Origin of the sequence: Thioalkalivibrio sp. ALE14, assembly GCF_000376845.1 — a bacterium.
In the GTDB taxonomy this organism is placed as follows: domain Bacteria; phylum Pseudomonadota; class Gammaproteobacteria; order Ectothiorhodospirales; family Ectothiorhodospiraceae; genus Thioalkalivibrio.
On record NZ_AQXY01000028.1, the window covers coordinates 271,529 to 293,169 of the forward strand.

The window sequence follows — 21,641 nt, forward strand, 5'->3', positions numbered from 1 at the left end:
AGCGGATTCAGCTATCGGATTTCACGCGCTTGGGGTCGATCCCCAGCGCCTTGAACTTGCGGTACAGGTGGGTGCGTTCCAGCCCCACCCGTTCCGCCAGGCGCGTCATGTTGCCCTCGGAACGCTCCAGCTGCTGCTGCAGGTATTCCCGCTCGAACTGCTCGCGCGCCTCGCGCAGGGGCAGGTCGGGTATGGCAACCGTGCCCTCGCCGGCCTCCTCGGCCCGCTGCGGCTGCCCGCTCAGGGTGCGTTCCACCTCGTCACGGGTGATCTCGTCGCCGGAGCCCAGGATCATCAGCCGCTGCACCAGGTTGCGGAGTTCGCGTACGTTGCCGGGCCAGTGGTACTGCTGCAACCGCTCCAGCGCCGGCCGCTGGAAGGCGCGCACCGGCAGCCCCTCCTGCTGATGCAGGTGGCGCATGTGGCACTCCAGCAGTTCCGGGATATCCTCCGCGTGATCGCGCAGGGGCGGGATCGCCAGTGGCAGGACGTTGAGCCGGTAGTACAGGTCCTCGCGAAAATGGCCCTGCTCCACTGCCTCGGCCAGGTCATACTGGCTGGCCGCGATCACGCGCACGTTCACGCTGATCGGCTGGTTGCCGCCAATCCGCGTGATGCGCTGGGTGTCCAGGGCATGCAGCAGCCGCCCCTGGGTTTGCAGGTCCATCTCCGCGACCTCGTCCAGGAACAGCACGCCACCCGCCGCCTGCTCCAGCAAGCCGTAGCGCACGTGCTCGCCCTGCTCGCTGCCGAACAGCTCGGCGATCGCCTCCTCGCCCGAGAGCGACCCTACCGAGACCACGATGAACGGGCTCTCGCGGCGCGCGCTGCGCGCATGCAGCAGCCGCGCGAAGGTCTGCTTGCCAACGCCGGGTTCGCCGGTAATCAACACCCAGGTGTCATGCTGCGCCATGCGCTGCACCTGGTCGCGCAGATTCACCATGGTCGCGCTATCGCCCACCGGGTCCTGGACCGTGCCGGCATGGCGCTTCAGGCCCACGTTCTCGCGCTGCAGGCGCGCGGCCTCCAGGGCGTTGTTAAGAGTAATCAGCAGCTTGTCGATGGACAGCGGCTTCTCGATGAAGTCGTAGGCCCCGAGTCGCGTGGCGTCCACGGCGGTCTCGACATTGCCATGGCCGGAGATCATCACCACCGGGCAGGGCAGGCCTTCGTCGTCACTCCATTCCTTCAGAAGCGAGATACCGTCGCCGTCCGGCATCCAGACATCCAGCAGGATCAGGTCGGGGCGGCGGCTCCGGCGCTGGGCCTTGGCCTCGGCGACCGAGCCGGCAAGCGCCACCTGGTAGCCCTCGTCCTCCAGCACATCCTGCAGCAGCATGCGGATGTCCGGCTCGTCGTCGACCACGAGTATGTAGGCTTCGCTCATTCGGGCTCCTCGTGAACCACCGGACCATGCTCCACCGGGATGCGGATGCGGAAGACCGCGCCCCCCTGCCCGGACTCCGCATTATGGCACTCAATCATGCCGCCATGTTCTTCCACGATCTTCTGGGCGACCGCCAGACCGAGACCGGTTCCACGTGGCTTGTCCGTGGTGTAGGGCTCGAAGATCCGCTCGAGGAACTCCGGCTTGATGCCGGGACCGGTGTCGGTCACGCGCAGCTCGATGTGCGGCCCGGCGGGATCGTCGAGGTAGGCGGTGGTCACGTGCACCTCCATGTCCTCGTGGCCCTCGCCCGCCTCCAGCGCGTTCTTGATCAGGTTGTGCAGCAGCTGGCGCAGGCGCCCGGCATCGCCGTGGATGCGCGGCAGCCCGGCATCCAGCGTGACCCCGACCCGCGAGCGCCCGTCCTGGTCCAGGTACAGCTCGCAGACATCGCGGATCAGCTGGTTCATATCCACCGAGGCGCGCTCCAGCTGCGGGGCCTGGGCATAGTCGCGGAAGGCGTTGACCAGGGTCTTCATCGCCTCCACCTGCTGCACGATGGTGCCCGTGGCGCGATCCAGCACCTCGCGATCGGCCCCCTCCAGCACCTTGCCCAGACGCCTTGAGAGGCGCTCGGCGGACAGCTGGATCGGCGTCAGTGGGTTCTTGATCTCGTGCGCCAGGCGGCGCGCCACCTCGCCCCAGGCGGCATCGCGCTGGGCCTTCAGGAATTCGGTCATGTCGTCGAACACGATGGCGTGCAGGCCGCGGCTGGAGCCGGAGGTCGGCAGCCACACCGCGCGGGTCATCAGCACCTTGCGCCCGCTGCGGGTAAACACCACCACCTGGCGCGACCATTCCGTCTCCTGGCTCACCAGGGCGTCGCTGATCGCTTCGAAGAACTGGGCCACCAGCGGGCACTCGTCGCCCACCTCGGACATCACCCGGGTGCGCGCCCCTTGCAGATCGCATTCCAGGATCTCGCTGGCCGCGGCGTTCGCCGTGCGCAGGCGCAGGCTGCCGTCCAGTGCCAGCACGCCGGAGCGCAGGTGCTGCAGCACGCTTTCCAGATAGGCGCGCTCGGCGTCCAGCAGACGGCGGTTGCGCTCGGCCTCGTCGCGCGCCTCGTTCAGGGTACGGGTCATGGTGTTGAACGACTGCACCAGGAATCCCAGCTCGTCGGCACGCTGCACCGCCAGGCGGGTGCTGTAGTCCCCCTGCGCGACCATGCGCGTGCCCTGCACCAGGTCGGAGATCGGGCGCACCATGCGCCGGGCCACCAGCAGCCCGGCCCACAACGCGGCCATCAGCGAGATCGCCAGTGCCAGCGACAGGGTGAACACGAACCCCTGGATCATTGGGCCACGCAGATAGGCGAATTCGCGGTAGTCGGCAAAGGCGTCCTGCACCCGCAGCGACAGCGCGCTCATGCGCGGGTCCACCGGGTAGATCCCCTGCAGGATGCGGTTCTCCGAGCCCGGCCGACGGCTGCTGGTAGTGGCCACCACGCGGATGATCAGCGAGCCGTCGGACTGCGGCTCCAGGCGCGAATACGGCTGCTCCGGGCGCACCCGCATCAGGATGTCGGAACCTGGCGGGGTCGGGAGGCGGCGGATCGGGCTGTCGGTGCTGGAGGCGATGATGCGGTTGTTGGAACCGACGAGGGTCAGCTCCTGCGCCCCGACCTGGCGGCGATAGTCATTGAGCGCCAGCGGCACCAGGCCCTCGGACACACCCTCGAGGTCGCTCATCAGTTCCTGGGTCTCGGTCGCCAGCTGGCGCACCCGCAGGTCCAGCGACGAACGCGACAGCTCCAGCGCATCCTCCAGTGCCGACTCCACGCGCACGTCGAACCAGGCGTCCACGCCCTCGTTGAGGAACTTGAAGGAGAAGTAATAGACCACCGATACCGGCAACACGGCGACCAGCATGAACACCGCGACCAGGCGCAGGGTCAGCCGGCTGCCGGGCACCCCGCGCCGGTACTGAACCGCCATGCGCACCAGCTGGTAGACAATCAGCCCCCCGAGCACCACCAGCACGGCGACATGGAACACGAGCAGCCACAGGAACAGCTGCTCGAAGCGCGCCTGATTCTGGGCGGCATCGCCCATCACCACCAGCGAGGTCAGCAGCAGCGCGAACAGAAGCCCGATGCCGAAGAGCCCCCACGGGAACCCCCTTAGGGAAACGCTGATCAACGTACACCCTCGCGTTGGCAACCCAGGTTTTCCGAAACAAGGCGTGCTCCGCAGCCGGTAGTGGTTCTACCGGCCCGTTGTTGACTGATTCGGGCCGCAACGCCGGATCGGGGAACCTGCGTTACCAACCCCACGAACCATCGAAAGCAGGGGCTCGGCCGCCCGTTGTTGATGAAAGCGGGCGCGCGCACGGCGTTGCGGCTCCCTTGTGCAGAATGACTGCACGGCAGTCGCCGCGCCTTGTTCGCACGCAAAAGCGACGAAGCAGCGCGCGTGTACGTTGACCAGCGTTTCCCTAATCCAGCGACCATCGCTTCCACTCCTGTCGCGTCGTCAGGTCACCACGCAATCCGGCATCCAGCTGCAGGGGCAGCGGCAGGGCCGAATACACCAGCATCAGCCGCGCCGCCAGATCGAACTCGCCGGGGTTCGCGCGGGCCGCTTCGGGCAATTCATCCAGGCGCAGCCGCCCGAGCCGCCGGGCGACCGCGTCCAGGGCATCCCCCAGGGTCGGTTTCAGGTCTATGCGTTCGTCGGTCACCGCGGTTACCAGGTAATGCCGGTTCAGCGCAAAGTATTGCAGCTGGACCCGTCGTGTCTCGCGGGCCAGGGTGTCGCGCCCCACCCGACGGCCGCGCTCCAGCCGGGCCTCCGCCTCGAACTCCAGGGTCACGCCGTTGGCCAGCGCATCCTCCAGCACCGCGGGCAGGCGCATGTCGATATCGAGGCGCACCAACACGGTGGCGTCATCCAGCCACATGTGATTAGCACCCCGGATCTCCACCGCGTGCGCCGTCGCGGGCAGTGCCAGCAGGGCCAGCAGCCCGCACAGCGCTGCCAGGGGCCCGCCGCGCCAGGCCGTCGAATACCCCGGCATCAGGGGGCCTGCTTCTCCAGCAGCGCGTAATAGAAGCCGTCCCCGCCTTCCAGCCCCAGCGGCAGCGACACGCCCACCGGACGGGCCTTGCTGCCCGGGATGGCGTATTCGCCCTCCAGCGGCCGGGCCTGCGCATCCGCGTTCGCCTCCATGAACGGGGCAACCACCGCCTCGTTCTCCGGCGACAGCAGCGAACAGGTGGCGTACAGCAACCGGCCGCCCGGCCGGAGCAGCTTCCAGGCACCCGCCAGCAGGCGGGCCTGCTCCGCGGCCAGGCGCGGAATGTCATCCGCCCTGCGCAGGGTCTTGATGTCCGGGTGGCGCCGGATCACACCGGTGGCGGAACAGGGAACGTCCAGCAGGATCGCGTCGAAGGGCTCGCCATCCCACCAGTCATCGATTGCGTCCAGATCGGCCGCGACCAGGCAGGCGTCATACCCCAGCCGGTCGAGGTTCTCGCGCACCTGCTCCAGGCGCTCGGGATCGTTGTCCAGCGCGGTGAGGTCCAGTTTCCCGCCGGCGCGCTCCAGCAGATGCCCGGTCTTGCCGCCCGGCGCCGCGCAGGCGTCCAGCACGCGTTCGCCGGGCTGGGGGTCCAGCAACTGGCCGGCCCACTGCGCCGAGGCGTCCTGAACCGACAGTGCCCCGTGGCCGAACCCTGGCAGTGCGGCCACGTCGACCGGGTCGTCCAGGGTCATCGCGCAGGGCAGCGCCGGGTGCGCGCGCGCCGGGATGCCGGCCGCGGACAGGGCCTCCAGCGCCGCCTCGCGACTGTCGCGATGCAGGTTCACGCGCAGGGTCATCGGCGCGGGGCGGGTCGCGGCCTCCAGCAGCGTCTCCCAGTCTTCCGGCCAGGCCTCGCGAATGGCCTCCAGCAGCCATTCCGGGACCGCATAGCGCAGCATCGGGTCGGCCTCGATCTGGCTGGCCAGCTCGTCCTGCTCGCGCAGGGCACGGCGCAGCACCGCGTTAATCAGGCCCACCGCACCAGGGCGATGGATCTCGCGCGCCAGTTCGGCGGTCTCGCGCACCGCCGCGTGATCCCGCGTACCGAAATGCAGCACTTCGGCCAGGCCCTGCGCCAGCAGCACGCCGATCACGGCATCCTTCTTGCGCAGCGGCCGGTCGAGAAAGCCGCCGACCAGCCCCTGCAGCTGCGGATACCAGCGCAGCGTGGTGTAGGCGAGTGCCTGAACCCAGGCCGCGTCGCGCGACGCGAGCCCCTCGGTGACCAGCTCCACCGCCCGGGTCAGCGACTGCCCCTGCAGCACCACGCGCTCCACCGCCTCCAGCGCACGCTGGCGCGGCGAACGCGAGTCCACCCGCGAGGGCACCACGCGTTTCGGCTTGCCCGCCATCAGGCCGCCCCCGTCAGGGTTTCGCCGACCAGATCCGCATTGCGGGCCCAGTCGGCCGCCGCGACCGCACGACGACCGGGCAGCTGCACGGCCTGCAACCGCAGGACACCGTCGCCCGTGGCCACATCCACACCCTCCGGGCCGGCGCGCAGGATGGTTCCCGGCGACGCATCGGACGCGGCAGACAGCGGGGTCGCGGCGTACACCCGCAACGCCTGCCCCTGCCAGCCGGCCTGTGCCACCGGCCAGGGATTGAAGGCGCGCACCTGGCGATCCAGGGCCGCGGCCGGCTGCGACCAGTCCATCCAGGCCTCCTGTTTTTCCAGCTTGCGGGCGTAGGTGGCCTGCGTGTCATCCTGCGGCCAGGGCGCGGATTCGCCCGCCGCAATCATTGGGAGCTGTTCCACCAGCAATTCCGCCCCCGCACGGGCGAGGACGTCGTGCAGGCTCCCGGTGGTGGTCTCCGGCGTGATCGGGACGCGGCGGCAGGCGTGCACCGGCCCAGTATCCAGCCCCGGCGCCATCTGCATCAGGCAGACCCCGGTCTCGGCATCCCCCTCCAGGATCGCGCGATGAATCGGTGCCGCACCGCGCCAGCGCGGCAGCAGCGAGGCGTGGATGTTGAGGCCGCCCAGCGGCGGGATCGCGAGCACGGCGCGCGGCAGGATCAGCCCGTAGGCCGCCACGACCAGGATGTCCGGGCGCCAGGCGGCGAGTTCCGCTTGAGCCTCGGCGGACTTCAGACTCTCCGGCTGCACCACCGGCAGGCCGCCTGCCTCGGCGACCTGCTTGACTGGGCCGGGGCGCAGCTTGCGCCCGCGGCCGGCCGGGCGGTCCGGCTGGGTGTAGACCGCGACCGGCGCATGCCCCGCCTCGATCAGGGCCTGCAGCGCCGGGACCGCGAAATCCGGCGTCCCGGCGTAGACGATGCGCAGGGAGTCGACGTCCGTGCCCGCCACCCCCATCAGACCGCGGGAACCGCGGTCTTGTCACCGGCCCCGGTACGCCCACCCTGCTTCTCGAGTTTCTTGCGGATGCGGCTGCGCTTGAGGCTGGACAGGTAATCGACGAACAGCTTGCCTTCGAGGTGGTCGATCTCGTGCTGGATGCACACCGCCAGCAGGCCATCAATTTCCAGCTCGAAGGGCTGGCCGTCGCGCCCCAGGGCACGCACGCGGATCCGGTCGGCGCGCTGCACCTTCTCGTAGAAGCCGGGCACGGACAGGCAGCCCTCGTCCATCTCCTCCTCGCCGGAGGTCTCCAGGATCTCCGGGTTGATCAGGGCATGCGGCTCGCTCTGATCCTCGGAAATATCCGCCACCAGCACGCGCTTCTGGACGTTGATCTGGGTGGCGGCCAGACCGATGCCGGGCGCGGCGTACATGGTCTCGAACATGTCGTCCACCAGGGTGCGGATCTCGTCGTCCACCTCGGCGACCGGCTCGGCCTTCAGGCGCAGCCGGGGGTCAGGGAAGTGCAGGATTTCACGCTTGGCCATGAAAAAACCTCAAACTTTGTACTGTACAGACGTCGCAATTCTGCTAACGTTGGACCGCAATATCCGCGGAATTGCGTCATCCGATTGGGGGCCGGGCCACAGGAAGGCTCGGGGAGCGCGCGGACCTGACAGGGGACACCAAATGTACAAGACCAGGGCCACCACGACCTTCGTTCTGCCGGGCATTCTCTTCAGTGTAACGCTGTTGCTGGGCGCCTGCGCGGCCACGCCGGACAACGGCGGCGGAGAAACGACCGCCTCCGACACCCGCGAGACGCCGACCACCGCCCGCCAGACGCGCAACGCCCTGGAAGAGCGCACAGCCGCCGAACCGGAGATCCGTGAATCCGCGCCGGAACGCTACGTGGTGAAGAGGGGCGACACCCTCTGGGACATCTCCGCGATGTTCCTGCAGGACCCCTGGTACTGGCCGGAGATCTGGCTGGTCAATCCCGAGATCGAGAACCCCCACCTGATCTACCCAGGCGACGTCCTGAGCATCCACTACGTGGACGGCCAGCCGCGCATCATGGTCGACGGCGGCCCGCGCGTGCGCCCGACCCATCGCCTGTCGCCCGAAGTGCGGGTAGTGGAACGCGACGAGGACGTCTCGCCCATCTCCACCTTGCAGTCGTTCATGTTCCGCCCGCAGGTGCTGGACGAAGAGACCCTCGAAAACGCCCCGTACATCCTTGCCTCGCAGGACGAGCGCGTGATCTTCGGCCCGGGTGACCGCGTCTACGTGCGCAACGCCGAGGACACCGAACGCTACGAGCTCTATCACATCGTGCGCCACGACGGCATGCTCACCGACCCCGACACCGGCGAGGACCTCGGTATTGCCACCCTGCCGGTGGGCGAGGCCGAGATCATCGAACCGGGCAACGTCGCCCGCGCCGACATCCGCAAGGGCGAGCGCGAGGCCATCCGCGGCGACCGCCTGGTGCCCTACGCGGACGAGCAGGACATGCTGTTCGACATCGGCCGCCCGCCCGCCGGGACCGAGGGCACGATCATCTCGCTGTTCGACGCGATCAGCCAGATCGGGCAGCTGCAGGCCGCCATCATCAACCGTGGCGAACGCGACGGGATCGAGAATGGCCAGGTCTTTGCCGCCTTCACGGCCGGGCGCGAGGTACGCGACCCGATCAGCGACCGCGCCAACGAGGTGGTCACCCTGCCGGAAGAGGAAGTTGGCACCGTGATGGTCTTCCAGACCTTCGAGAAGGTTTCCTACATCCTGGTGACCGACGCCGAGCGCACCCTGCGCGAGGGCGACAAGGTTCGCACTCCCTGATCGGACTTGCGGCCCGGCTGCATGCGTGATGCCGGAACGGCGGCCGCTCCGCACCAGGACTGGCTGCGCCTGATCAATACCCCCGGCCTCGGCCCGCGGCGCCTGCTGCAACTGGTCGAGGCCTTCGGCACCCCGGGCCACGCTCTGGATGCCCCCGCCGCCGAATGGCAGCGCGCGGGCATCGACCTCAAGCTGGATGACGCCGCGCGCCAGACCCGCGACGCCGGCGCCGAGGCCGACCGGGCCTGGCTGGATGCCGATCCCCGGCACTCCCTGCTGTGCCTGGACGACCCGGCCTACCCACCCCTGCTCGCCGAGCTCCCCGACCCGCCGCCCGTGCTGTACCTGAACGGCGATCCCGCGCTGCTGCGCACCCCGCAGGTGGGGATCGTCGGCAGCCGCGAGGCCACGCCGCAGGGCGAGCGCCTGGCCAGCGAATTCGCCCGCGAACTGGCCGGCGCCGGCCTCACCGTCACCAGCGGCCTGGCGCGCGGTATCGACGGCGCCGCCCACGAGGGCGCGCTGGCCGCACCCGACGGCCGCACCATCGCGGTGGTCGCCACCGGGCCCGACCGCATCTATCCCGCCCAGCACCGGCGCCTCGCCCACCGCATCGCGGACCACGGCCTGGTGGTCTCGCTGTGGCCCACCGGCACCCGGCCCCTGGCGCGCAACTTTCCCCAGCGCAATCGCGTGATCAGCGGCCTGTCGCTGGCGACGCTGGTCGTCGAGGCGGCCCTGAAAAGTGGCTCGCTGATCACCGCGCGCCTGGCCGCCGAGCAGGGGCGCCAGGTCTATGCCGTCCCCGGCTCGGTGCTGAGCCCGGCCAGCCGCGGCTGCCACCGACTGATCCGCGATGGCGCCCAGCTGGTGGAGTCGGCCGACGAGATCCTCGATGACCTCGCGGACTGGCTCGGCGTCGCACCGAATGCGCCCGCTACTCAAGCGGAACCCGCCCGCGAGCCCTTGGACCCGGAGCAGGAACGCGTGCTGAACGCGATGGGTTTCGACCCGGTCCCGCTGGAAACCCTGCGCGAACGCACCAAATTGACCATCGAACAGCTTTCATCCATGCTGGTTTTGCTTGAACTCCATGGCCGCGTGGCCGCCCTCGACCACGGGCGCTACCAGCGCCTCGACGCAGGATCCCCCGAATCATGAACGAGAACGTGCTGGATGTGCTCATGTATCTCTTCGAGCACACCATCGACGAGGAATCCGACGAGGAGCCGGACCGCTCGGAACTGGAACGCCACCTGGTGGAGGCCGGTTTTGCCCGGCGCGAGATCGATCGCGCCCTCGGCTGGCTGGATCGCCTGATGAGCGAGGCCCCGCTGGCCGGCCGCGGCGGCGATGGCGCCGCCCAGCGGATCTACGCCCCGGAAGAGCGCAAGCGTCTGGACACCGAGGCCCACGGCTTCCTGCTGCACCTGGAGCAGAACGGCCTGCTGACCGCCGGCACCCGCGAGCTGGTGCTGGATCGCGTGATGGAGCTGGACGCCGAGGAGATCGACCTCGACCAGCTGCGCTGGGTGGTGCTGATGGTGCTGTTCAACCAGCCGGACGACGCGATCGCCTATTCCCGCCTGGAAGAGGTCATGCGCGACGATTCGGGGCCGTCGGCCGTGGATTATCTGCACTGACTCCCCCGTCTTTCGAGGGTCATGCGGTAGCCACGGGCGTTTTCCTCCTCTAGTCTTTAGCGCCCGTGACCCCGGTTGCGTACCTGCAACCGCCACCGCCCCGAAACGGAACCCGCTGCCACGGAGACGGTCCCGAGCGACATGAGCAAGCACCTCGTCATTGTAGAGTCCCCCGCCAAGGGCAAGACCATCGAGAAGTACCTGGGTCCCGACTACCAGGTCCTCGCCTCGTACGGCCATGTACGCGACCTGGTACCCAAGGAGGGCGCGGTGGACCCGGAAGACGGCTTCCGGATGAAGTACGACATCATCGAGCGCAGCGAGAAGCAGATCGAAGCGATCGCCAAGGCGCTGAAGAAGGCCGACGACCTGATCCTCGCGACTGACCCCGACCGCGAAGGCGAGGCGATCTCCTGGCACCTCTACGAGGTCCTGCGCGAGCGCGGGCTGCTGGAGAATCGTGGCGTGCACCGGGTCGTGTTCCACGAAATCACCAAGAAGGCGATCCAGCAGGCGATCGCGGAGCCACGTGACCTCGCCCAGCCGCTGATCGACGCCCAGCAGGCGCGGCGCGCGCTGGACTACCTGGTCGGCTTCAACCTCTCGCCGCTGTTGTGGCGCAAGATCAAGCGCGGCCTGTCGGCCGGGCGCGTACAGAGCCCCGCCCTGCGCATGATCTGCGAACGCGAGAACGAGATCGAGGCCTTCGTCGCGCGCGAATACTGGACCCTGGATGCCCTGAGCGAACGCCAGGGCCAGGCCTTCACCGCGCGCCTGACCCACCTCGATGGCAACAAGCTGGACCAGTTCGACCTCAACAGTGCCGATCTCGCGCATGATGCGCAGAAGCGGCTGACCGACGCCGCCGGCGGCGAACTCAAAGTCGCGAAGGTCGAGAAGAAGCAGCGCCGCCGCAACCCGGCCGCGCCGTTCACCACCTCGACCCTGCAGCAGGAGGCCTCGCGCAAGCTCGGCTTCACCGCCAGCCGCACCATGCGCACCGCGCAGCAGCTCTACGAGGGGATCGACCTCGGCTCCGGCGCGATCGGCCTGATCACCTACATGCGTACCGACTCCGTAGCCCTGGCCGGCGAGGCGATTGCCGAGATGCGCGGCCTGATCGAGGAGCGCTACGGCGCGAACAACGTCCCCGACAGCCCGCGCCAGTACAAGACCAAGTCGAAGAACGCGCAGGAGGCCCACGAGGCCATCCGCCCGACCTCCGTGCGCCGCCTGCCGAACGAGGTCCGCGACCGCCTGAGCAGCGACCAGGCGCGCCTGTATGACCTGATCTGGAAGCGTACCGTCGCCTGCCAGATGATCCACGCGACCTTCGATACCGTCGCCGCCGACCTGGTCCCGGGCGAGACGCAGCACCGCTTCCGCGCCACCGGCTCCACCCTGGTCGACCCCGGCTTCATCGCCGTCTACCAGGAGGGCCGCGACGACGCGCAGGACGACGACGAGGACAAGCGCCTGCCGGAGATGGCCGAGGGCGACACGGTCCAGCTGAACGAGGTCACCGCCGACCAGCACTTCACCGAACCGCCGCCGCGCTACACCGAGGCCAGCCTGGTGAAGACGCTGGAGGAATACGGCATCGGCCGCCCGTCGACCTACGCCAGCATCATCTCCACCCTGCAGTCGCGCGAGTACGTGGAGATGGACGGCAAGCGCTTTATCCCGACCGATACCGGCCGGATCGTGAACAGCTTCCTGACCCAGCACTTCGACCGCTACGTCGACTACGACTTCACCGCCAAGCTGGAAGACGAACTGGACGCCATCTCGCGCGGCGAGAAGGACTGGGTCCCGGTGCTGGAGGATTTCTGGGGCGATTTCCGCGACCGGGTGAAAGAGAAGGAAGAGAACGTCACACGCGCCGAGGCCGTGCAGTCGCGCGAACTGGGCACCGACCCCAAGAGCGGGCGCCCGGTCTCGGTACGCCTCGGTCGCTTCGGTCCGATCGTGCAGATCGGCACCAAGGACGACGAGGAAAAGCCGCTGTTCGCCGGGTTATTGCCCGGGCAGAAGATGGACAAGGTCACCCTCGACGAGGCCCTGGAACTGTTCAAGCTGCCGCGCGATCTGGGCGAGACACCCGAGGGCGAACCGGTGATGGTGAACATCGGACGCTTCGGCCCGTACGTGAAGTACGGCTCCAAGTACGCCTCCCTCGGCCCCGACGACGATGTCTGGACCATCGAGCTGCCGCGAGCGCTGGAGATCGTCGCCGAGAAGAAGAAAAAGGATGCCGAACGCTTCATCAAGAGCTTCGACGAGGAGGGCATCCAGGTCCTCAACGGGCGCTACGGCCCCTACGTGACCGACGGCAGCAAGAACGCCAAGATCCCGAAAGAGACCGACCCCAAGTCCCTGACGCTGGAGCAGTGCCAGGAACTGATCGCGGCCGCCCCGGAACGCAAGGGCCGCGGCCGCAAGGGCGCCGCCAAGTCGACCGCCAAGGCCTCCGGCAAGACTGCCACCAAGGCCGCTGACAAGAAGGCCACTGGCAAGACCGCGGCCAAGTCGACCTCGAAATCGGCCGGGACGAAGAAGACCACCACGAAGAAGGCGGCCACGACCAAAAAGGCCGCCAGCAAGTCGGGTACCAAGAAGACCGCCAGCAAAAAGACCCCGGCGAAAAAGTCCGGCGCTTCGAAGCCCGGCGACAGTGGCAATGCCGGCGACAGCCGCCTGAGTGCCCAGTCCTCCGGCGACCGTGGATCCGAATAACGCCCCGCTACTGACCGCCGATATCGACCCCGTCGCGCAGACCGTGCGCGACGGCGGTGTGATCGCTTACCCCACCGAGGCGGTCTTCGGCCTGGGCTGCCGCCCGGACATCCCCGAGGCGATCGAACGGATCCTCGAGATCAAGGGCCGCCCGGCCGCCAAGGGGGTGATCGTGGTCACCGATACGCTCGAACGTCTGGGTGAATGGCTCGCCCCGCTACCGGAGGCACACCGCGCCGCAATCGAGGCGAGCTGGCCGGGCCCCACGACCTGGCTGCTGCCCGTCACCGCTGCATGCCCGCCCCTGCTGCGTGGCGAGCATGACAGCCTCGCCGTGCGTGTCACCGCCTATCCCGCGACCCGCGCCCTTTGCGCGGCCGCCGAAAGCGCCCTGATCTCCACTAGCGCCAACCGCGCGGGCGAGGAGCCCTGCCGCAACTGGGATTGCGTTGCCTCACAACTCGGGGCCGGCATCGATGCGATCCTGCAGGCAGAATGTGGCGGGCGCGACACCCCCAGCGCGATCCGCGACGCCCGCACCGGGGCCTGGCTCCGGGGCGGACCGGGGGCCGACGCCACCACCAACCACTGATCAACCGGGACGCAGCATGAGCCAGGACAACGTCTCCATCGAACGCGTAATCGACTACCTGCAGGGCCTGCAGGACCGCATCTGCCAGGGCCTCGAGGGCCTGGACGGCCAGGCCCGCTTCGAGGAGGACGCCTGGAAGCGTCCCGCCGGCGGCGGCGGACGTACCCGCGTACTGCGCGAGGGCGCGGTGTTCGAGCAGGCCGGGGTCAATTTCTCCCACGTGATGGGGGACAACCTCCCGGCATCGGCCACCGCCCACCGCCCGGAGATGGCGGGGCGCTCGTTCCAGGCCACCGGCGTATCGCTGGTGATCCACCCGCACAACCCCTTTGTTCCGACCTCGCACGCCAACGTGCGCTTCTTCATCGCGGAGAAGCCCGGCGAGGAACCGATCTGGTGGTTCGGCGGCGGCTTCGACCTGACGCCCTACTACGGCTTCGACGACGACTGCATCTACTGGCACCGCACCGCCGAGGCCGCCTGCCGCCCGTTCGGCGCGCACCTCTACCCGGCGCACAAGAAGTGGTGCGACGAGTACTTCCACCTCAAGCATCGCGACGAGCCGCGCGGCGTCGGCGGGCTGTTCTTCGATGACTTCAGCGAGGGCGGCTTCGAGCACGCCTTCGGCTACATGCAGAGTGTCGGCAACGCCTATCTGGACGCGTACGCCCCGATCGTCGAGCGCCGCCACGCCACTGAATACGGCGAGCGCGAGCGCCAGTTTCAGCTCTACCGCCGCGGGCGCTATGTCGAGTTCAACCTGGTCTATGACCGCGGTACCCTGTTCGGCCTGCAGTCGGGCGGGCGCACCGAATCGATCCTGATGTCGCTGCCGCCGCTGGTGCGCTGGGAGTACAACTACCAGCCGGAAGCCGGCACGCCCGAGGCCGAACTCTACGAACGCTATCTGAAGCCGCGCGACTGGCTGGCCGAGGCCGCCGACTGACACGCCGACAAGGACGACCCGCATGACCGCACCGATTGCCCCCTATCCCGCCGGCCGCCCGCGGCGCATGCGCCGCGACAGCTTCTCCCGCCGCCTGATGCGCGAGCATCACCTGCGCGCGGACGACCTGATCCTGCCGGTGTTCGTCACCGAGGGCGAGGGCGTACGCGAGGCGGTGCCGTCGATGCCCGGCGTGGAGCGCGTCTCCATCGACCTCCTGCTGGAGGAGGCGACCGCCGCCGTACGCCTGGGCATCCCCGCGCTGGCGCTGTTCCCGGTGGTGCCGGGCGAAAAGAAAAGCCTGGATGCCGCCGAGGCCTGGAACCCCGAGGGCCTGGCCCAGCGCGCGGTCCGGGCACTGAAGCAGGCCCACCCGGAGCTCGGCGTGATCACCGACGTCGCCCTGGACCCGTTCACCACCCACGGCCAGGACGGCATCATCGACGACGACGGCTACGTGGTGAACGACATCACCGTCGAGGCCCTGGTGAAGCAGGCGCTGTCGCATGCCGCCGCCGGCGCCGACGTGGTCGCCCCCTCCGACATGATGGACGGGCGCATCGGCGCGATCCGCACCACGCTGGAGGACGGCGGGCATGTGCACACGCGCATCCTCGCCTACTCCGCGAAATACGCCTCCGCCTTCTACGGCCCGTTCCGCGACGCGGTGGGCTCAGCCGGCAACCTTGGCAAGGGCGGCAAGGAGACCTACCAGATGGACCCGGCCAACGGCGACGAGGCCCTGCACGAGGTCGCCCTCGATCTCGCCGAGGGCGCCGACATGGTGATGGTCAAGCCGGGCATGCCGTATCTCGACGTGGTGCGCCGCATCCGCGACGAATTCCGGCGCCCTACGTTCGTCTACCACGTCTCCGGCGAATACGCGATGCTCAAGGCCGCCGCCGAACGCGGCTGGCTGGACGAGCGCGCCTGCGTGCTGGAGGCCCTGACCGGGATGAAGCGCGCCGGGGCCGACGGGATCCTCACCTACTACGCCCGTGCCGTGGCCGAATGGCTGGCCGAGGACGCGGCGCGATGAGCGAGCCGCGCCCGGATCGTTACGCCGTGGTGGGCAACCCGATCCACCACTCGCTGTCGCCGCGCATCCATACCCTGTTCGCCGAACAGACCGGCCAGAACCTCGTCTACGGGGCCCGTCTGGGCACGCCCGGCCAGTTTGCCGAAGAGATCAACGGGTGGTTCGCCGAGGGCCTGAAGGGCCTCAACGTGACCGTGCCGTTCAAGGAGGAGGCCTTCGCCCTGACCCGGGTGCTGACCGACCGCGCCCGGCATGCGGGCGCGGTGAACACCCTGTGGCGCGACGACGAATACCGGATCCACGGCGACAACACCGACGGCATCGGCTTCTGCCGCGACCTCGACCGCCTCGGCTTCGATGTGCGCAACCGGCACATCCTGATCCTCGGCGCCGGCGGGGCCACCCGCGGCCTGCTGCAGCCGCTACTGGAGGGGGCACCGGAGGCCCTGGTCATCGCCAATCGCACCGTGACGCGCGCCGAGGGACTCGTCGAGGCCTTCCGCGACATCGCCCCGGCCACCCGGCTGTCCGCCTGCGGCCTGGACACCCTGCCGCAGGGCCCCTTCGACCTGGTGGTCAACGCCACGGCCACCGGTCTTGGCGAGGACACACTGGACCTCCCCGTGCACCTCGTCCACGCCGACAGTCTGGCCTACGACCTGGTCTATGGCACGGGCGCACAACGCTTCCTGGCCTGGGCCGCCGACGCGGGCTGCGCGAACGGCAGCGACGGGCTGGGCATGCTGGTGGAACAGGCCGCAGAGGCCTTCGCGATCTGGCGCGGCGTGCACCCCGAGACGGACCCGGTGCTGCGCGAACTGCGTCACGAAATCGCCGCCCAATAACCCGCGGCGTACCCGGGTTCATGGACGGTTCACCCGTATAGCCGCAAGCTGGGTTCATCACGTCCGCTGCCTTGCGGATCACACGAACACGGGAGACTCGCCATGCAACGCATTCTTGCTCTGGCCGCCACCGGCGCCCTGGTGCTGGTGATGGGCTGCACCACCACCGATCCGTACACCGGGGAAGAACGTGTCTCGCGCGCCACCATCGGGGCCGGCATCGGCGCTGCTACCGGCGCGGTTCTCGGGAGCGTGACCAGCAGCCGCAACCGCACCCAGCGCGCAATGATCGGCGCCGGGATCGGGGCACTGGCCGGGGGCGCGATCGGCAACTACATGGACCGTCAGGAGGATGCCCTGCGCGAACAGCTGCGCGGGACCGGCGTCAGCGTGACCCGCGACGGCGACAACATCATCCTCAACATGCCGAGCAACATCACCTTCGATTTCGACCGCAGCGACATCAAGCCGCAGTTCCACGACGTCCTCGATTCGGTCGCGCTGGTCCTGGAGGAGTTCGACCAGACCGGCATCGAGGTCGCCGGCCACACCGACAGCACCGGCCGGGTGGAATACAACATGGATCTGTCCGAACGTCGCGCCCAGAGCGTGGGCCAGGCCCTGATCCGTCGCGGTGTGCAGCCCGTGCGCGTCCACACCATTGGCTTCGGGCCGCATCAACCGGTCGCAACCAACGAGACCGACGCGGGCCGCGAACAGAACCGCCGGGTCGAGCTGACCCTGTTCCCGCTGACCGCCAACTAATCGGCCTTTGGCAGGCCCGGCGGCGCAGTCCGCCGGGCCGCCCCGATGCGGCTTGTTCGGTGCTTCGCGCTGGACACCCCCACCCTTCCTGCGGCAGAATCCCGGTCATTCGCCGCATCGACATTTTTCGGTGCAATCGCGTCCATTCACGACAGGATCGCTACCGATTCCCCCTGCCATGGCGTCCATACTGCTGCTCAACGGCCCCAACCTGAACCTGCTGGGACAGCGGGAGCCGGAGCGCTACGGTGCGCAGACCCTGGCGGATATCGAGACCGACCTTCGGGCCCGGGCGGAACAGGCCGGGGCCTCCTTCGACTGCTTCCAGAGCAACCACGAAGGCGACCTGATCGACCGCATCCATGCCGCCCCCGGCGAGGGCGTGCAGCGAATACTGATCAACCCGGGCGGCCTGACCCATACCAGCGTCAGCCTGCGTGATGCCCTGCTGGGCGTCGCCATCCCGTTCTACGAGATCCACATCAGCAACATCCACGCCCGCGAGCCCTTCCGCCAGACCTCGCGTCTGAGCGATGTCGCCGCCGGTCTGGTCAGTGGCTTCGGGGTCATTGGCTATCGGCTGGCGCTGGATGCGGCGCTTGCAGCTATCAAGGAATAAGAGGCTTCCATGGACATTCGCAAGGTCAAGAAATTGATCGACCTGCTCGACGAGAGCGGCATCCACGAGATCGAGATTCACGAGGGTGAGGAGTCGGTCCGCATCACCCGCTCGGCCAGCGGCACTGCCGTCGCCGCTCCGGCCCCGGCACCCCTGCCCGCCGCGGCACCGGCACCGGCCGGCGCTCCGCCCGCCGCCGCCCCGGCCGGCGAGGCCGAGGCACCCCCGGAGATGGACGGTCACCGCGTCACCGCGCCGATGGTCGGCACCTTCTACCGGGCACCCAGCCCGGGCTCGAAGCCGTTCGTCGAGGTCGGCCAGACGGTGGAGGTCGGCGAGACCCTGTGCATCATCGAGGCGATGAAGATGCTCAACCCGATCGAGGCCGACCAGGCGGGGACGGTCCGCGACATCCTGGTCGAGAACGGCAACCCGGTGGAATACGGCCAGCCGCTGTTCATCATCGGCTGAACCCTCCGATTCCCTGCCAACAGGTCCGAGCATGTTTGAAAAGATTCTGATCGCCAACCGCGGCGAGATCGCCCTGCGGGTCCTGCGCGCCTGCCGCGAGATGGGTATCGCCACCGTCGCCGCACACTCCAGCGCCGATCGCGACCTGAAGCATGTCCGCCTGGCGGACGAATCCGTCTGCATCGGGCCCGCGGCCTCCGGCGAGAGCTACCTGAACATCCCCGCGTTGATCGCCGCGGCCGAAGTCACCGATGCCGGCGCGATCCACCCCGGCTACGGCTTCCTGTCGGAGAACGCGGACTTCGCCGAGCGGGTGGAGTCCTCCGGCTTCTCCTTCATCGGTCCGCGCGCCGAGACCATCCGCCTGATGGGCGACAAGGTCTCCGCCAAGCAGGCAATGCTGGAGGCCAACGTGCCCTGCGTACCCGGCTCCGGCGGCGCCCTGGGCGACGACCCGGACACCAACCTGGCCCTGGCGCGCGAGATCGGCTACCCGGTCATCATCAAGGCCGCCGCCGGTGGCGGCGGTCGCGGCATGCGCGTGGTGCATACCGAGGGCGCGCTGCTGAACGCGATCTCGCTGACCCGCAACGAGGCCCAGCAGGGCTTCGGCAACGACACCCTGTATATGGAGAAATACCTGGAACACCCGCGCCACGTGGAGTTCCAGATCCTGGCCGACACCCACGGCAACGCCGTATGCCTGGGCGAGCGCGACTGCTCCATGCAGCGCCGCCACCAGAAGGTAATCGAGGAGGCCCCGGCCCCCGGCATCAGCGACGAACAGCGCCAGACCATGGCGGAACGCCTGATCCGCGCCTGCCAGGACATCGGCTACCGCGGCGCCGGCACCTTTGAGTTCCTGTACGAGAACGGGGCGTTCTACTTCATCGAGATGAATACCCGCCTGCAGGTCGAACACACGGTCACCGAGCAGGTCACCGGCATCGACCTGGTGCGCGAGCAGATCCGCATCGCCGCCGGCGAACCGCTGGGCTACACCCAGGACGATGTGCACATCAGCGGCCATGCGATCGAGTGCCGCATCAATGCCGAAGACCCCGGCACCTTCATGCCCAGCCCCGGGACTATCCAGCAGTACCACGCCCCGGGCGGGCCGGGCATCCGCATGGATACCCACATCTACAACGGGTACGCCGTGCCGCCCTACTACGACTCGATGATCGGCAAGCTGATCGCCCACGGGAACAGCCGCGAGATCGCGCTGGCCCGCATGCGCGGGGCCCTGGGCGAGATCGTGGTAGACGGCATCCAGACCAACGTCGCCCTGCATCACGACCTGATGATCGACGCCAATTTCCAGCGCGGCGAGACCGACATCCACTACCTCGAGAAGAAGCTGAAGGCACAGGCCTGAGCCCTTTCCGCAACCACCAGAGCCTGACGCCATGAGCCTTGCCGAACTCGAATGCCAGATCAGCCCGGAACAGGCCGAGCCGCTGGAAGACACGCTTTTTGAACTCGGCGCGGTCAGCGTCGAGTTGTTCGATGCCGCCGACGAGCCGCTGTTCGAGCCTCCTCTCGGCACCCACCCACTGTGGTCCACTGTGCGCCTGAAGGCGGTATTCCCGGACACCACCCAGGCGGACCTCGCCGCCGCCGCGCTGGAGCGCCAGGCGCAGGCCCCCGAGGCGATCCAGGTGCAGCCCATCGAAGACCAGGACTGGGTGCGCGCCGGCCTCGACGGCCTCGGCGCCATTCACTGCGGCAGTTCGCTGTGGATCGTGCCGTCCTGGGAGGACGAGCCGGCCATCGAGGAGGGCACCTTCGTGCGTCTGGACCCCGGCCTCGCCTTCGGCACCGGCAACCACCCGACCACCGCGATGTGCCTGGCCGCGCTGGCCCAGCATCCGCCGCGGGATCAGGAGGTGCTGGACTACGGCTGTGGCTCCGGCATCCTCGCCATCGCGGCCCTGAAGCTGGGCGCCCGTCATGCGCTGGGCATCGACATCGACGAGCAGGCGGTGCAGGCCACGCGCAGCAATGCCGATGCCAACGCCATCCCGCCCGAACGACTGGAAACCGGCCTGACCGACCACCCGGTCCCCGCGGCGGAATACGATCTGGTGCTGGCCAACATCCTGGCCAAGCCGCTGATCGACCTGGCCCCGGAGCTCGCGCGGGCCGCGAAACCCGGCGCGCGTATCCTGCTGGCCGGTCTGCTGGAACGCCAGGCGGACGAGGTCATCGCGGCCTATTCCGATGCCTTTGACATTGGCGTCGAGGACTGCCGCGAAGGCTGGGCCCTGCTCGGCGGGCGCCGGCGCTAGGGAAACACTGATCAATGTACACACTCGCGTTGGCACCCCAGGTTTTCCGAGACAAGGCGCGTCGTGCAGCGGGTAGTGGTCCTACCCGCAAGCGACGCAACGCTGGATCGGGGAACCTGGGGCACCAACCCCACGGGGCTCGGCCGCTTTTGCGCGCGCACGGCGTTGCGGCTCCCTTGTGCAGAATGAATGCACGGCAGTCACCGCGCCTTGTTCGCACGCAAAAGCGACTCGAGCGCGAATGTGTACATTGATCAGTGTTTCCCTAGGAACACGCCAACCCATGGGCATCGTCGCGCCGGTACCGTCCTTCTCGCTCGACCGGACGCAGCTACGGCCATCCGGACGCTGACATGCTCGCCCGCTGCCCGCAATGCGGCGTCACCCACGCCCTCGCCCGCGGGTCCAAGATCCGCCAGCGGCGGGTGCACTGCACCCACTGCGGCGCCGAGTTCGATCTGTTCCCGGCCCTCGAGATCGGCGGCGCCGGCGAACGCGTCCTGGGGGAGGGGCTCCTTCCCGCGCAGCCCGCTCGCACCCGCGCGATCGAGAGTGCGCCGGTCATCGCCACCGCCATCGACATCGAACGCCACCCGGGCCCTCTGGACCTGGCCGCCCCCGCCCGACGCCGTGTCTGGCCGGGGCTGTTCGTGGCCGCCGGCCTGAGCGTTCTGCTGGGCGCGCAACTGCTGGCCTTCCCGCCCGTGGCACCGGGTCATAACCATTACCTGGACCAGACTCGCGCCCAGCTGTGCGCCACCCTCCCCTGCCCGGTCTGGAACCCGCTGCGCGCGCCCGAGCGCATCCGGGTGTCGACACCGGACTTCTTCACCAGTATCGATGGCACGCTGCACCTCCAGTTCCAGCTGGAAAGCCCGGTGCGGCAGGCCTGGCCCGTCCTCGACATCCATCTGAGCGACCAGCTGGACACGCGCCATGGCGCTCTGCGCCTGACCCCGAACGACTACACCGACACGGACGCCCCGATGCCCCCCCACAAACCCGCCACCCTGCGCCTGAGCCTCACCAGCCCCCATGCCCACATCACGGGCATCCAGATCCAGCCCCGCTGACCT

20 protein-coding genes are annotated in these 21,641 nt (G+C 68.7%); 14 read left to right on the forward strand and 6 right to left on the reverse strand.

Features of this window, described 5'->3' with window-relative positions:
• Window positions 1–7: 7 nt before the first annotated feature.
• The 6 genes from F572_RS0109160 to def all read right to left on the reverse strand — a co-directional run bounded on the left by F572_RS0109160 (window position 8) and on the right by def (window position 7,321).
• The gene (locus F572_RS0109160; protein WP_017942618.1) at window positions 8–1,387 is read right to left on the reverse strand and encodes a sigma-54 dependent transcriptional regulator; all 1,380 of its coding nucleotides are present in this window, start codon (window positions 1,385–1,387) and stop codon (window positions 8–10) included.
• Window positions 1,384–3,588 carry an ATP-binding protein gene (locus F572_RS0109165; protein ID WP_017942617.1) on the reverse strand — a complete coding sequence of 735 codons (2,205 nt, stop codon included), beginning with the start codon at window positions 3,586–3,588 and terminating at the stop codon, window positions 1,384–1,386. Before F572_RS0109165 ends, F572_RS0109160 begins: the two co-directional genes overlap by 4 nt.
• A 295-nt stretch (window positions 3,589–3,883) precedes the next feature.
• Window positions 3,884–4,465 (reverse strand): DUF4390 domain-containing protein, encoded by a 582-nt coding sequence (locus F572_RS0109170; protein WP_017942616.1) that lies wholly within the window; start codon window positions 4,463–4,465, stop codon window positions 3,884–3,886.
• Window positions 4,465–5,823, reverse strand: a complete 1,359-nt coding sequence (gene rsmB, locus F572_RS0109175; RefSeq protein ID WP_017942615.1) for a 16S rRNA (cytosine(967)-C(5))-methyltransferase RsmB — start codon at window positions 5,821–5,823, stop codon at window positions 4,465–4,467. The genes F572_RS0109170 and rsmB overlap by 1 nt, the downstream gene beginning before the upstream one ends.
• Window positions 5,823–6,788 (reverse strand): methionyl-tRNA formyltransferase, encoded by a 966-nt coding sequence (gene fmt, locus F572_RS0109180; protein ID WP_017942614.1) that lies wholly within the window; start codon window positions 6,786–6,788, stop codon window positions 5,823–5,825. The genes rsmB and fmt overlap by 1 nt, the downstream gene beginning before the upstream one ends.
• Window positions 6,788–7,321, reverse strand: coding sequence for a peptide deformylase (gene def, locus F572_RS0109185; RefSeq protein ID WP_017942613.1), 534 nt, complete (start codon window positions 7,319–7,321; stop codon window positions 6,788–6,790). Before def ends, fmt begins: the two co-directional genes overlap by 1 nt.
• Window positions 7,322–7,463: 142 nt before the next feature.
• Between def and F572_RS0109190 the strand changes: the two genes are divergently transcribed.
• From F572_RS0109190 to F572_RS0109255, 14 genes are all read left to right on the forward strand, one after another.
• Entirely contained in the window at window positions 7,464–8,618 is a 1,155-nt protein-coding gene (locus tag F572_RS0109190) for a LysM peptidoglycan-binding domain-containing protein (protein ID WP_017942612.1), read from the forward strand.
• Window positions 8,619–8,639: 21 nt separating this feature from the next.
• Complete coding sequence (gene dprA, locus F572_RS0109195) at window positions 8,640–9,779, forward strand: DNA-processing protein DprA (RefSeq protein WP_017942611.1); 1,140 nt, start codon at window positions 8,640–8,642, stop codon at window positions 9,777–9,779.
• Window positions 9,776–10,261 carry a DUF494 family protein gene (locus tag F572_RS0109200; protein WP_017942610.1) on the forward strand — a complete coding sequence of 162 codons (486 nt, stop codon included), beginning with the start codon at window positions 9,776–9,778 and terminating at the stop codon, window positions 10,259–10,261. Before dprA ends, F572_RS0109200 begins: the two co-directional genes overlap by 4 nt.
• A gap of 141 nt (window positions 10,262–10,402) precedes the next feature.
• Window positions 10,403–12,997, forward strand: coding sequence for a DNA topoisomerase I (locus F572_RS0109205; RefSeq protein ID WP_017942609.1), 2,595 nt, complete (start codon window positions 10,403–10,405; stop codon window positions 12,995–12,997).
• Window positions 12,984–13,589, forward strand: coding sequence for an L-threonylcarbamoyladenylate synthase (locus F572_RS0109210; RefSeq protein ID WP_017942608.1), 606 nt, complete (start codon window positions 12,984–12,986; stop codon window positions 13,587–13,589). Before F572_RS0109205 ends, F572_RS0109210 begins: the two co-directional genes overlap by 14 nt.
• A gap of 16 nt (window positions 13,590–13,605) precedes the next feature.
• Window positions 13,606–14,535 carry an oxygen-dependent coproporphyrinogen oxidase gene (hemF, locus tag F572_RS0109215; protein ID WP_017942607.1) on the forward strand — a complete coding sequence of 310 codons (930 nt, stop codon included), beginning with the start codon at window positions 13,606–13,608 and terminating at the stop codon, window positions 14,533–14,535.
• A 22-nt stretch (window positions 14,536–14,557) separates the two neighbouring features.
• The gene (gene hemB, locus F572_RS0109220; RefSeq protein WP_017942606.1) at window positions 14,558–15,574 is read left to right on the forward strand and encodes a porphobilinogen synthase; all 1,017 of its coding nucleotides are present in this window, start codon (window positions 14,558–14,560) and stop codon (window positions 15,572–15,574) included.
• Window positions 15,571–16,419, forward strand: coding sequence for a shikimate dehydrogenase (aroE, locus tag F572_RS0109225; protein WP_017942605.1), 849 nt, complete (start codon window positions 15,571–15,573; stop codon window positions 16,417–16,419). The genes hemB and aroE overlap by 4 nt, the downstream gene beginning before the upstream one ends.
• 102 nt (window positions 16,420–16,521) lie before the next feature.
• Window positions 16,522–17,184 carry an OmpA family protein gene (locus tag F572_RS0109230; RefSeq protein WP_017942604.1) on the forward strand — a complete coding sequence of 221 codons (663 nt, stop codon included), beginning with the start codon at window positions 16,522–16,524 and terminating at the stop codon, window positions 17,182–17,184.
• A 178-nt stretch (window positions 17,185–17,362) separates the two neighbouring features.
• Window positions 17,363–17,803 carry a type II 3-dehydroquinate dehydratase gene (gene aroQ, locus F572_RS0109235; RefSeq protein ID WP_017942603.1) on the forward strand — a complete coding sequence of 147 codons (441 nt, stop codon included), beginning with the start codon at window positions 17,363–17,365 and terminating at the stop codon, window positions 17,801–17,803.
• Between the two features lie 9 nt (window positions 17,804–17,812).
• Window positions 17,813–18,274, forward strand: a complete 462-nt coding sequence (gene accB, locus F572_RS0109240) for an acetyl-CoA carboxylase biotin carboxyl carrier protein (protein ID WP_017942602.1) — start codon at window positions 17,813–17,815, stop codon at window positions 18,272–18,274.
• 31 nt (window positions 18,275–18,305) lie between these two features.
• Window positions 18,306–19,652, forward strand: a complete 1,347-nt coding sequence (gene accC / locus F572_RS0109245; RefSeq protein ID WP_017942601.1) for an acetyl-CoA carboxylase biotin carboxylase subunit — start codon at window positions 18,306–18,308, stop codon at window positions 19,650–19,652.
• Between the two features lie 31 nt (window positions 19,653–19,683).
• Window positions 19,684–20,565: a 50S ribosomal protein L11 methyltransferase gene (gene prmA / locus F572_RS0109250; protein WP_017942600.1), complete on the forward strand. Its 882-nt coding sequence runs from the start codon at window positions 19,684–19,686 to the stop codon at window positions 20,563–20,565.
• 353 nt (window positions 20,566–20,918) lie between these two features.
• Window positions 20,919–21,638, forward strand: a complete 720-nt coding sequence (locus tag F572_RS0109255) for a DUF3426 domain-containing protein (RefSeq protein WP_017942599.1) — start codon at window positions 20,919–20,921, stop codon at window positions 21,636–21,638.
• The last annotated feature ends 3 nt before the right edge of the window (window positions 21,639–21,641 follow it).